Source organism: Candidatus Neomarinimicrobiota bacterium (assembly GCA_030743815.1).
Lineage (GTDB): Bacteria > Fidelibacterota > Marinisomatia > Marinisomatales > S15-B10 > UBA2146.
Genome location: JASLRT010000069.1, coordinates 18,394 through 31,024 on the forward strand (window position 1 = coordinate 18,394; position 12,631 = coordinate 31,024).

Annotated in this window: 11 protein-coding genes; 3 read left to right on the forward strand and 8 right to left on the reverse strand. The window is 50.9% G+C overall.

The window, feature by feature from the left end:
• Positions 1-11: 11 nt before the first annotated feature.
• The 3 genes from QF669_05690 to QF669_05700 are packed head-to-tail and all read left to right on the forward strand — an operon-like array spanning position 12 to position 4,022.
• A complete protein-coding gene (locus tag QF669_05690) occupies positions 12-1,451 on the forward strand; it encodes an FAD-linked oxidase C-terminal domain-containing protein (GenBank protein MDP6456924.1) in 1,440 nt (479 codons plus the stop codon).
• A complete protein-coding gene (locus QF669_05695) occupies positions 1,451-2,722 on the forward strand; it encodes an FAD-binding oxidoreductase (GenBank protein MDP6456925.1) in 1,272 nt (423 codons plus the stop codon). The genes QF669_05690 and QF669_05695 overlap by 1 nt, the downstream gene beginning before the upstream one ends.
• A complete protein-coding gene (locus QF669_05700) occupies positions 2,712-4,022 on the forward strand; it encodes a heterodisulfide reductase-related iron-sulfur binding cluster (protein ID MDP6456926.1) in 1,311 nt (436 codons plus the stop codon). The genes QF669_05695 and QF669_05700 overlap by 11 nt, the downstream gene beginning before the upstream one ends.
• 25 nt (positions 4,023-4,047) lie before the next feature.
• Here QF669_05700 and QF669_05705 read toward each other — a convergent pair whose 3' ends face one another.
• The 8 genes from QF669_05705 to QF669_05740 all read right to left on the reverse strand — a co-directional run.
• The gene (locus QF669_05705; protein MDP6456927.1) at positions 4,048-4,437 is read right to left on the reverse strand and encodes a hotdog domain-containing protein; all 390 of its coding nucleotides are present in this window, start codon (positions 4,435-4,437) and stop codon (positions 4,048-4,050) included.
• Between the two features lie 235 nt (positions 4,438-4,672).
• Positions 4,673-5,047 (reverse strand): cation transporter, encoded by a 375-nt coding sequence (locus tag QF669_05710; protein MDP6456928.1) that lies wholly within the window; start codon positions 5,045-5,047, stop codon positions 4,673-4,675.
• A 55-nt stretch (positions 5,048-5,102) separates the two neighbouring features.
• The gene (locus tag QF669_05715) at positions 5,103-6,338 is read right to left on the reverse strand and encodes a nitrilase-related carbon-nitrogen hydrolase (GenBank protein ID MDP6456929.1); all 1,236 of its coding nucleotides are present in this window, start codon (positions 6,336-6,338) and stop codon (positions 5,103-5,105) included.
• Positions 6,339-7,673 carry an MFS transporter gene (locus tag QF669_05720; GenBank protein MDP6456930.1) on the reverse strand — a complete coding sequence of 445 codons (1,335 nt, stop codon included), beginning with the start codon at positions 7,671-7,673 and terminating at the stop codon, positions 6,339-6,341. It lies immediately after the preceding gene.
• Positions 7,674-7,686: 13 nt separating this feature from the next.
• The gene (locus QF669_05725) at positions 7,687-9,294 is read right to left on the reverse strand and encodes a hypothetical protein (GenBank protein ID MDP6456931.1); all 1,608 of its coding nucleotides are present in this window, start codon (positions 9,292-9,294) and stop codon (positions 7,687-7,689) included.
• Positions 9,295-9,297: 3 nt separating this feature from the next.
• On the reverse strand, positions 9,298-10,494 hold the full coding sequence (locus tag QF669_05730; protein ID MDP6456932.1) for a DUF1343 domain-containing protein: 1,197 nt from the start codon (positions 10,492-10,494) through the stop codon (positions 9,298-9,300).
• A 107-nt stretch (positions 10,495-10,601) separates the two neighbouring features.
• The gene (locus QF669_05735) at positions 10,602-12,026 is read right to left on the reverse strand and encodes a sodium:solute symporter (protein MDP6456933.1); all 1,425 of its coding nucleotides are present in this window, start codon (positions 12,024-12,026) and stop codon (positions 10,602-10,604) included.
• A gap of 37 nt (positions 12,027-12,063) precedes the next feature.
• On the reverse strand, positions 12,064-12,631 hold a 568-nt coding region (locus QF669_05740; protein ID MDP6456934.1), incomplete at its 5' end, for a serine hydrolase.

Consider the following 12,631-nt stretch of genomic DNA (forward strand, 5'->3'; position numbering starts at 1 on the left):
CGTAAAATAGCGTGTCACAAACAGAGAAACTTCTGGCTGAACTTTCTGCACTCCTCGGATCGGAACGTATCACATCCGACCCGACAGAGCTGCTTGTTTACGAATGTGATGGACTGACTTTGAGCAAGCATCCTCCGGATGCTGTTGTCTACCCCCAATCGACTGAAGAGGTGGCAGAAATCGTGAGAATCTGTCACCGTCACGCCACCCCCTTCCTGGCACGAGGTGCCGGAACCGGTTTAAGCGGCGGTGCGATAGCTGCACAAGGCGGCGTCGTTATCCAGATGTCCCGCATGAATAGCATCCTTGAGATCGATTATGAAGACGAAATTGCTATAGTCCAGCCGGGACTGGTGAACCTGGAACTGTCGCAAGAGACAACTTCTTGCGGTTATCACTTCGCACCTGATCCGGCGAGCCAAAAGGCTTGCACCATTGGCGGAAATGTCGCCGAAAATGCCGGCGGACCGCACACACTTAAGTACGGCGTTACGGTCAATCACATCCTCGGCGTTAAAGCCGTCATGCCGTCAGGAGATATAGTCCAGTTTGGCGGCAGACTGGAAGAGACCGTAGGATATGACCTGACCGGTATCATGGTTGGATCAGAGGGTACATTCTGTATCGTAACAGAAGCGATTGTCCGACTGACAAAAAATCCCGAGACTCAGCGGACATTTCTGGCTGTCTTCGATTCGGTAGAAGATGCCAGTAGCACGGTTTCAAATATTATTGCCGCCGGCATTATCCCCGCGGCCCTCGAACTGATTGATAATCTTGTGATCAAGGCGGTGGAAAGTCACCTGAAAGCCGGTTTTCCAACCGATGCCGCGGCTATCCTCCTCATCGAAATCGACGGTAATGAATCAGTCCTGGAAGACGAGGCATACCGGATTGAGGCTGTCTGTTCGGCCAGCGGCGCTGTCGATTTTCAGCAGGCTCAATCAGAAGAGGAACGTCAGAAGCTGTGGCGCGGTCGCAAGGAAGCCATCGGCGCAGTGGGAAGAATAACGCCGGCGTTCTATACGAATGACGGGGTCGTGCCTCGATCCAAGCTTCCACAAATCCTTAAATTCAATCTGGAGACCGGCAAGAAGTTCGGGCTGCGGGTAGCTCATCTCTGTCACGCCGGTGACGGCAACATTCACCCGATTATCCTTTATGATCCTGATGACCATGCCCAGGTAGATGCTGCCGTCAAAACGTCAGAAACGATCCTGGAAGAGTGCGTCAGGATGGGCGGCGCTCTCAGCGGCGAACACGGCATCGGGACAGAAAAAGTACAGACGTTCGGCATAATGTTTACGAAAGAAGATCAGGCGCAAATGCTCAAGATGAGAGACGTCTTCAATACCACTGGATTACTCAATCCGGGTAAGATATTTCCATCTGGTTCCGGCTGTGGCGAAACCAGACTCAGGAAAACTGTCAGCGGCGGCGGATGGCTCTAATGAAAACAGCGCTTGAAACACGGCTTGCTCCTCTCTTTGCTAAAGAGGAAATTTCACTATCTATTGAAAGCGTGCCGGCTCGAATCACTGTTTATCCAAAGACGGCTGAACAGGTTTGCGAACTGGTAAAGATGGCCGCACAGGATGGAATCACCCTGCTGCCTGTTGGCGGAGCGACCCATCTCTACCGCAATGGCAAGACACTCGACGTGGCTGTTTCACTTTCGTCACTACCGCAAAGTACGGCTCACTCACCTCCCGATCTGACGGCGACCCTTCCCGCCGGACTCTCTTTCAGCCGGGCACAGGAGTCTCTCATGCATCACGGCCAGCACATCCCCCTCAATCCGCCTATTGAAGACAGATCAACAGTTGGCGGTATCATCAGCACCGACAGCTGGGGTCCGCGGCGCCACCGATACGGCACAGCACGTGACTTGGTCATCGCTACCACGCTTGTGAACGCGACTGGAGAGATGGTACATGCAGGCGCCAAGGTGGTCAAGAATGTGAGCGGATACGATATGAATAAGCTCTACATAGGTGCGCGGGGAACTCTCGGAATCCTCCTGGACGTCTCATTCAAACTGTATCCCGAACCGGAGAAACGCGTAACCTTCACAGCGTGCTTCAATGCCGCCAGCGACGCCTTCAAACTGGCAACCGAGGTAAACAGAAGTCAGCTGGATCTTGAGGCGATGACCGTTGTGAAGGGTAGCTGGACGCCCGGCAAAACGCGACACTGGTGGCTCCTCATGAACCTTGCGGGGCCCACGAAGGGGCTCAAACCGCAGATCGATCAGCTACAGAAGCTTCACCAGAGAGCTGGCGCCAGATCATGGAAAATCGCCTCCGAGTCAGATGCGCAAACCTTCTGGCGCACTGCGAACGATAGTTCCACAAGCAGTAGCGCAGATGGTGACGATGAGGAGTATCTTGCCAGAATAGCCCTGCCGAAAAAAAATCTCCTCCGCTTCATCGCTGAATTTTCTGGCCAATACAAAGAAAATCTTTCATTCAAGATTCTACCGGGAGCGGGAATCTGTTATCTCGCCTACTCCAATAAGTTCAGTGAGCAACACGAATTTACCTCTTCACTCATCGATCATATCCGATCGTTCGGCGGCAGTGTAGAATTTGAACGTCTCGGGCAAGATACACAGGAGCGGTGGCCGATTCTTCCCGATTCGCTGACGTGGATGAGAAAGACGAAAGAGGCTCTCGATCCAAACGGTATCTTTGCACCGGGTACTTTTATCGATGAACTCTAAAGCACAAATACTGTCACAAAACACCATCGCCGGTACTTTTGGTCAGGGAGAGAAAGATCTGCTGCGCGAATGTATCCATTGCGGTTTCTGTCTCCCCGCCTGTCCCACGTATGTTACCAACGGTATGGAGATGGACTCGCCCCGCGGCAGACTCTATCTCATGGAAGCCGCCATGGACCGCCGGACGGATGTTTCGGATACTTTCCTACAACATATTGACCTCTGTCTCGTCTGCCGTGCCTGCGAGAGTGCCTGTCCTTCCGGGGTTCAGTTTGGCAATCTCATGGAGACCACCCGTGCAACAGTTTTCAATGATGAACGGGAAACCTCCTTTCTACGCAGTCTCTTCTTGAGGATGATTGTACCCTCCCACCGCCTCCTCTCCCTGTTGTTTGGCTTGACACGGATTTACCAGCGATGGGGACTGCAGTGGCTCACCACGCACACACCTGTCAGAATGCTAATGCCGAAGAAGCTCTCTCAGCTTCAGGCCTCCCTCCCGCAAATCCCGGAACATCGATTCAATAGAGGATCCAGCAAGATATTTCCGTCTGTCGCTCCCCGGCGCGGTGCGGTGATGCTGTTCACCGGGTGCGTCATGGATCACCTCTACCCTCATGTTCATGCGGCAACGGTACGGCTATTGCGCTGGAACGGTTACGATGTCGTCGTCCCGGCCGGGCAGACGTGCTGTGGCGCCCTCCACGCCCATGTCGGTGATGAGATTTCAGTTCGGAATCTGGCACACAGGAACAGCACTGTTTTCGCCGCAGAAAATGTCGATACCGTCATTGTCAACGCCGCCGGGTGTGGCGCCCAGATGAAAGAGTATCCTCAGATCCTGCGTGACGAATCGACTTCCGTTTCTGTTGCAGATGTTACCGAATTCCTGTTTGATCGTGGTCTGCGGGCGGCACAAGCGAAGCTGGAAATGAAAATCGTTTACGACGAACCGTGCCACTTGATCCATGCCCAGGGTGTCTCCAAGGAGCCGAAGGCGCTCCTCAGTTCCATTGCGGGCATCGAACTTGTTGCGCTTAAAGAGGCCGACAGATGCTGCGGCGGCGCCGGAAGTTACATCATTACACAGACCAATATGTCACGGGAGCTGCTAAAAAGAAAAATGCGATTCATCGAGGCAAGCGGTGCTGATTGTGTTGTCACCGCCAATCCCGGCTGCCAGATTCAGCTAGAGTGGGGTGCCAGACAATACGACCTGAACATGGAAGTGCTGCACATTGTTGAGCTACTGGACAGGGCGTATCGGGCAGACTCCGACTACGCCGAGTTCTTCTCCTGATCTCTAATCTTGTGCGAGGAGCATCCTATTTTCCGTGGCATACTTTGTGCCACCTGTTGTCGTTCCCCTTTTTTACAGCCACCATGGTAAAGATCGCTTCGCAGACATCTCTTTTCTTTCCGTGGGGACTTTCTGCACTGGCGTTCACCCGAATTGTGAAAGAGGTCGTCCCTGTTGAAACAAGGGTCGCCTCAAAATTGACCCAGTCGCCGCCGTAAACAGGTTCTGAAAATACGACCTCATCTATCGCTTTGGTAACACCACCCGCTACCTCCGTACCCTGCAAAAATCTAAAACCGGCCTTACCCGCCGCGATGTCCATCCACGAAATCATTTTCCCGCCAAAAAGGGTTCCAATATTGTTCAGGTCATTCGGCATCACCAACTGGCTGTAACGTGCTGTGATCTTATTCATAAGGTATGATTATCCTCCTTTCTCGACGACAAAAGAAAAGAGCCCCGTCAAAATCGCCCTCGAGAAAATCTGATTCCTCTGAAGAGCACGCCTTGACAACGGGACTCTTTGTGCAATATTAAACCTTAAAAGCAAACTTGTCAATACCCTTTTTCAAGATTTTCAAAATATTTTTCGGACAAATAAAAAAGCTGGCAACTGCCAGCTTTTTTTGATTTTACTGTCGGCCTAGTGACTATATCGACTTCTTCGATTTCTTGGCGCAACAGGCCGCACCAGAGGTTTTAGTAGTGGGACAAGAAGCTTTTTCTATCTTTGAATCCTTTGAATCGGCACAGAACCCAGCTTTAGTCACGACCCCCTTGAGATCTTCAACGCTTACCATCTCAGGCAAAAAGACGACCTCAGCCGACGCTGATTCAAAATCGACATTAGCTTTCTTAACTCCCTCTACCTCCATCAAAGCCGACTGAACTTTTGTCGCACAGTCATCGCAGCGCATCCCACTTACGGGGAGAGTGATACTCTCAGTAGTCTCTGGGGAATAGCTGCCGGCAAACAGGATTACAAGACTGACAGCTATAATACTAATCAATGACTTTTTCTTCATGACAGCTCCTTAAATAATTAGTGAAATATAATTTCTTTCTATCAGATTGTCAAGTTCAAGGTTCGACCTCGATATCAGCCCAGATTATCTGTTCATGATATTGGTTCTCTCTTGTTCCTCCTTTCTGAAGCGAACGCGCCATTGATCTGAGTGCCTCAATTTCATCTGTATCCCCGCTCATGACCCAGCTACCCCTGGCAAGAAATTTTCCCTTATAGCGGCCGTGATAATATGGATCATCCGTTTGAAGATCGACACCTACATAGCTGTCCTGCGGATAGCTGTCCGATTTGGCTGTAATAGAACTCTGCCCATCGAATACAAGCTCATAGAAATTACCTACTATCATGGGGCAAATGTTGACCTGAATGTTCTCATACTCTTTCTGAATCGACCCAAATGTTGACCACATCCACTCCTTTGGCTGCCAGACGTCTGACATGGGATGATAATCGGCCCACGGTCGATCGTTGGCATCGGGCTGAACGATGATCTGACATCCGTTATCGTCCAGCCAGCTGACATAGTCCTGCCTGAACGCATCGAGACTGATAGCAATACCGACCTTCCCGAACGGTGTATCGTAGACCTCCACATCCTTCAACATCCCGCGGGAGAGATCCATTTCAATCTCCTTTGATGTCAGATAGACTTTTTTTGTGGTGCCGATGAGCTGCCCCCGAGGATCCCAAAAGGATGCAATATTATACACCTGGTTACTGCTTGGGGAGTACGATACATTCCTGTACCCCATGAGCCAAGCTGTCAGGCTAGGACTGCCTGCTTTAACGTCAGCAGAGAGTGCCCCCGCGATGATGTAACAGTCGTACTTCTTCGCCAGCTCCGGAAAGATTTGGAAGAATGGTGTATATAGCTTATCCGTGAGCGAGAGGAAAAGCGCCCGTTCATCGCTGATGCCAAACCACATATTGGACAGCTTATGATACAGAAACCTGTTCATCAATTCTTCGCCAGCGATTGCAAAGGCATCTTCAAGCCTTTCGGCCCTTCTCGCCGCCGTCATATCTTCACCAGCAAGAGCTGTCACCATTCCGAACAGTTCCCCGAAGACTACTAGATTGGGGCGATCGGGGGCGAAGTTTATGGCGCACTCTCCCACGAGGGAGTCAACCCATGTTGCAAACGTTTCGCGGTCGGCCGCTTTTTCGAGGCGAAACTTGGACCCTACCGCAAAGGCTCGACAGCTTTTGCTTTCGGCATTGATCAATCCGATAGAAAGGAATGGAAGTACAAGCAAGAACGTAACTAATGAAGAGGTAAAGCCCTTCATTTACTGAGCTTCTAGCAAGGCGGTCTCCCGCTCCCCCTTTTCCTCATCCACCAGATAGAGGAGGATTGCTCCCGCTACAAAAAGGATCAGTATTGAACCGATGCTCCAGCGGGAAGCGAGGCGCCCGATTTCCACCAGTTGCATTTCCGTTGGTGACGGAGGCATCAGGATACGCTTTACCGCAAGGCCCACGATTCCCATCAGAGCCGGTCCTACAATGGCCGCAAACTTGCCCAGCATATTGTAGAATCCGTAGAACTCTCCCTCCCGTCCCACAGGAATAAGTCGTGAATAGTATGAACGACTCAACGCCTGAATGCCCCCCTGTACCAGCCCGATGACCACGGCCAGGAGATAGAATTCGTTCCGATTAGTCATCATCATTCCCCAGAGAGTTACCGCACTGTAAACACCAATGGCTAGAAAGATAGCCTTGCGGACACCCCACTTTTCTCCAAGTTTACTGTAGAGGATGGCCGCCGGGAATCCGATGAATTGGACAATCAGCAGTGCCAGGATAAGATCGCTGTCATCAAAGCCGAGAGAGAGACCGTAGTCCACAGCCATTTTGATGATGGTGTCGACCCCATCTATATAGAGCCAGTATGCAATGAGAAACAGGAAGAGAGTCTTCAAGTATCTGATCTCTCTGAAGGTGGCCGCAAGTTGTCTGAACCCGTCAACAAAGAGATGAACCTCGTCCGTATGTAGCTGTTGCTTTTCCTCCTTAACCCAGAAGATAGTGAAAAGTGTGAACAGCCCCCACCAGATGGCCACCGAGAGAAAAGAGTACTTAACAGCCAGCCCTGCATCTGCGATGCCGAAAATATGCGGGAATTGAACCATAGCTACATTGAGTGCAAAGAGAAGACCGCCTCCCAGGTAGCCCATGCCGAAGCCGAGCCCGGAAACGGAGTCGATTCTATCTTTGCCGGCCACCGTCGGTAGAAGGGAATCGTAGAAAACGTTGGCTCCGGCAAAACCAACGGTTCCCATGGCATAGATAAAGATGGCCCACGCCCAGGCTCCTTTCTCCACGAGGAAGAGTGCCGCTGTCATCAGAACTCCCAGATAGGCAAAGAAGATGAGGAACTTCTTTTTCGCCGAACCTTTATCGGCCGCGGCACCCAGAATTGGGGCAATGAGCGCCACAAAGAGACTGGCGAGAGAATTACCAAATCCCAGCTGTGCGGTACTGACGTTGACATCGGCGCCGTAACTCCAGTACTGTTTGAAGAAGATGGGAAAGAAACCGGCCATAACGGTGGTGGCGAAAGCAGAGTTCGCCCAGTCATACAATGCCCAACCCCAAACGGCTCTCTTCTCTTCAGTCATGTCCTCTTCTATTCTACCAGAATTGGAAGTAAGTATTGAACGAAAGCATGAAGATGAATCTGCGCCAACTGTGCCGCGTTATAACAGGGAAAACGGCAGAAATTTCAAGCTCAAACGGAACCGGGCCAATAGTCCTGAGCGGATGGATATTGTGCAGTACCAGACCGAATCTTTGACTGACTAGGAAGAAACGCGTATCGTATTTGTCGTGCAGTTCAGTTCCGCCAGCCATCCATTCGTTCCAATGGGCACTATCTGAATAGTAGGTATCCCGCCGCTTAAGGTACCATTCCTGGGCTAGCGATACCGAGAACCGGTCCGGAATCAGTTCGATGAATCCGGCAATCTGAGCAGACAAAACGTCTCCCCGCTTCATGCGATATACTTCACCAATTTGCTTTAGTACCGAATCGTGCTGGACGGTGAAGAGGCCGCGCGGTGTCATTCGTGGCCAGAATTTTCCTTCCTGACTGAATAAGTAGTCCGCCCGCCAGTTGAAGCGGACCATACGGTCAAAGATGCTACGATAGAATTCGCCAAAAAGTGAAAACCTCCATTGTGTGACGCCGTTTCCCAGCATCAACTGTTTGAACTGCTTCGGCCGGCCTGTGGTATCAACTTTAGTTGCATCGTACTGTTGAAGAATCCTGGCCATTGGAAGTATCATACCGATGCCGCCGTAGACTGAATAGATCGACTCTCCCGCCCAAACCGGTGAACCGAAAAGGAGCGCATTGAATCCCCACCGTACGTCGCCGAGGCCGGAAGTGCTCCGGTCAGGATGGTAGAACGCTATAAGGGAATCAACCGTTGTCACCGCCGTGTCACTGTCAGAAAACGGATTGTACTCCGCACCGTAGATTGCATTGCCATACGGATCGGAGCCAGCCTTCAACGCCCACAGAAGTGAGTACTTCCCGCCTTGCGTGTAAAAATTTTCGTAGACTGATTCGAGCAACTGGCGCAAACTGAAACTGACAGAGCTGTACGCATTCGATAGGAACAACTCTTCGAATCTCACCTTGTTGGTGTCGTGATAGGCGATAAATCCTTCCAGATCAACATCCTGGGATAAACCTGATTTCCACCCCCATCTGTTCTGCTGCTGAGCGGTCGTATAGTATGGAATATTGATAAAGAAAGTCACTTTGTCTGTCAATCCGTATTCAATACCAATATTCACCAGCGACTCTTTGAGAGTCCTATTTGGATTGGTGATGTAACCACCGATGAAAATAGAATCGGAACCGAAAAAGTCTTCGCCGAAGTCAAAAAGCGATTTTCCCCACTCAGCCGCAGCGGAAGAGTAGTTGAATGCACTAATGATATCTTTTACCTTATCACCACCAGACATGGTGATGTCGCCGAGCGCAACGAGATCATTTTCGGAATCTCTGTTCGAATGATCGTAATACCGCTGGCCGTAGCCCTCCAGCGAGAAACGTTCGTTATAGAGTCCCTTTTTCCCGCCCCAACTGATCCAGTCGGCGTTAGAATTGCCCCTGCCCAGCGTAAGCCGCCACACATTCTTCGGCAGTGTAAAATGCGATTGGGAAGAGACTGTTCCGCTTATAAGGAACACGATGATCAGAATTCGGCTTCTGAAGATAAGAGAAATCACCTTTCAGTAAAGGAGATAGCGCTCCCTGAACTTGCTGAAATTGATTACATCTTTGGACCATGTAGCCGGCAGTTTCATGATATCTCTCTCCTGGGCAATGAAGATTCGCAGGTAGTCGTGGCCGTAGAGCTTATCGATATAGTTGTCACCAACCCATCTAAACCTGCGCGGATAGTGGCGACTGATAGTAGCAAGACACACCGTTGAAGTGTGAATGGGGGAAAAGCTGTTTCTATCGGTGATATGAAACTGGATGCCGTGGCATTCCTCACCCCGGTAAAGAGGATTCGCTATCAGAGAAGAGACAGAATCCGGTGTAAAAGTTACGGCAGTAAACCTGACACCGGGAAGTTTGTACTTCGCCAAAGACCTGATAATCTCTTTCGAGAAAATCCACGGCGCACCCAGCTGCATATATGGTCTTTCACTGCCAAGACCCGCCGAAACATTACTACCCGACGACAGTAGTCCCATCCCCACCAGAGAGAGGAGAGTGGAGACGTCTTCAACGCCGGGCACAAACGGCTTTTGTGTGAAGCCAGTCTCACTCATCCACATTTCACGCTTCCAGTTCCTCATAGGCACTACGGTCAACTCTACCCTCTCCGACTGCCTTATCCACCCTGTCTCATTCACCAGAAGTGCATACTCCCCCACCGTCAGACCGTGGCGGACGGGAACGAGATGGTAACCGACAAAAGACTGATAGTGAGGATGAACCACAGGACCATCTACATTGATTCCGTTAAGAGGGTTGGGTCGATCGAGTATCATCACCGGGATATTCAACTGGGCGGCGGCTTCCATCACTTTGGTCACTGTAGTCATGAAGCTCAAGAACCTGATGCCAGGATCCTGAATATCCACCAGAATAAAATCCACATCCTTGAGATTCCTTCTGGTAGGCTTGAAATCCCGTCCCCAAAGTTGTTTCACCGGCGCCCCAAACCAGGGATCCTCCCCTCCGTGCATGATGCTGACCTCCTGCGTTCCGCTGGCAAGAATACCAAACTCAGGCGTGAAAATAATCCTGATATCAAAATCCGACCGGTTTCGGGAGAGCAAGTCGAGTAGATGTTCACCTCTCCGATTGACACTGGTATGATTGGCCAGAATAGCAAGCCGCTTCCCTTTCAAAGGTTCGAAGCCCATCTCTTCCAGGATATCGAGCCCGCTGAATATAGCGGGAAATTGTGCCATGTCCGGCACCGGCATTACTTTTGAATACTGAAAATCCTGGGACACACAAAAGGATATTATTGTAGTAATTATAGCAATTAAGTATTTTGTATAAACTATAACTTTAATCATGAATCTGCTCTTATAAACATGTTGAGGAGTGAAGAAGTACCAACCATCACGGTGACGCCGATGATTGTAAACCACGGCCAGGCAATATCAGTGAGTAAGACGACTCCTACCATCACCAGCAGCGAAGTGACAAAGCCGGAAACCACCGAAACCTTCGAGCATTCGCGTGCGGCGAAGCGACCGATAACGAAGAATCCCAGAAGACCGCCATAAGTGAACGATGCGATAGTAAGTCCTACTTCCACCAAGGGGCTTTCGGTGGAGGTGAACAGGGTTGCGCCAAAGATAAGCACTACTGCCCAGAAAACAGAAAGCATCCTTGACATGGCGAGGGTAACCTTATCCGGTCTGGCGCTCTTGATCCAATCTGTCATGGTAGACGATGCCAAGGCATTGATGGAGGAACTCAACGTCGACATGGCCGCCGAAAATATTGCGGCGACGATTAAACCTTTGAGACCGGCGGGAAGATTCTCGAGGATGAAAGTTGAGAACACTTCGTTGGCATTCATTTCAGGCTTCTGATAGAAAAACCAGATACCTACCCCCAAGATAAGGAAGACGGCGAACTGAAAGAAGACAACGATGCCGCTGCCGATAAGTGCTTTCTGTCCATCTTCTTTACTTCTGGCAGCTATGATACGCTGCACCATAAGGTGGTCCGTACCGTGGGAAGCCAGTGACAAGAACACCCCTCCCGCCACCGCCGTCAGAAAGTGATACGGTGCATTGATCAGTGAAGAACCGCTTTCTGAGGCGAAATGGAATAAGGTCAGTTTGCCCACACCGGAAGCTGATGATAATATGTTTGACCAACCGCCGTCGAGCAGTCCATCCAGAACAACGTAGGTGGCCACCGCCCCCAGAATATAGATGCCGAACTGGACGGTATCAGCCCAGACGACGGAGCGGATCCCACCAATGAGAGTATAGGCGAGTGTGAAGACGCCAATGACAGCGATGGAGGCGGGGTATGACCAGCCTGTAATCAGAGCGAGGGGGATGGCCACCATGAAGAGACGGACGCCGTCCGCCAAGATGCGGGTGCAAAGAAAGATGAGCGATGTAAACCGCTGTACCGGTCTCCCCCAGCGGTACCCGATGAATTCGTAAGTAGATTCTATTCCTTGCTCAAAGTAGTGAGGAAGAAGGAAGCGTGCCACCAGCCACCTCCCTATGATGTATCCCATCGCCAGCTGAAGGAAGCCGAGATCAGAATGATATGCGATCCCGGGGATGCTGAGAAAAGTCAGGACGGACGTCTCAGTGGCCACCACTGAGAACATGATTACCCACCACGGCAGATTCCGGTCGGCCAGAAAGAAACTGTGTGCCGAGGTCTGTCGCCTTCCCGCCCAAACAGCTACACCTGTTATGATAATCAGATATACGAACAGGACAGTGAAGTCGATTGATGTCACAGTTCAGTCTACCCTGATTCGCTCCCTATGACTGATCCTACCGATCAAGAACGACCCGCATCACGGAATTGTAGAAGTCACGGCGGACTTGTCTCATTTCGGCTTTCCAATCAGCAAACTCATCCGGAGAATTACCCCGTGATGGATGTACGTGATTGGTCAACAGAATAACAGCGATCCTCTCGTTAGGGTCAATCCAGATGGAAGTGCCGGTAAATCCGGTATGACCAAAACTACTTTCGCTGAAATAATCTCCAGACCAGCTGCCTTCTTTCGCCCGTGTGTCCCATCCAAGCGCCCTGTCGCTGCCAGTGGGCATTTCCTGCTTCCGGGTAAACTCTTCGATGATCGAACGGCTGAAATAGCGCCGTCCACCGTAGAAACCTTCATCCATCATCATTTGTGCATAGGCTGCCAGATCATCGACCGTGGAGAAAAGTCCCGCATGGCCGGCCGCACCACCAAGCTGCCACGCTCTTTCATCGTGAACGATGCCGTGGACCAATCCTCGACCGTATCGCTCATCTATCTCCGTAGGTGCCACCCGCCCGAGAACCGATGAATCGGGATTAAAGAAGGTACTTTTCATGCCTAGCGGTTTAAAA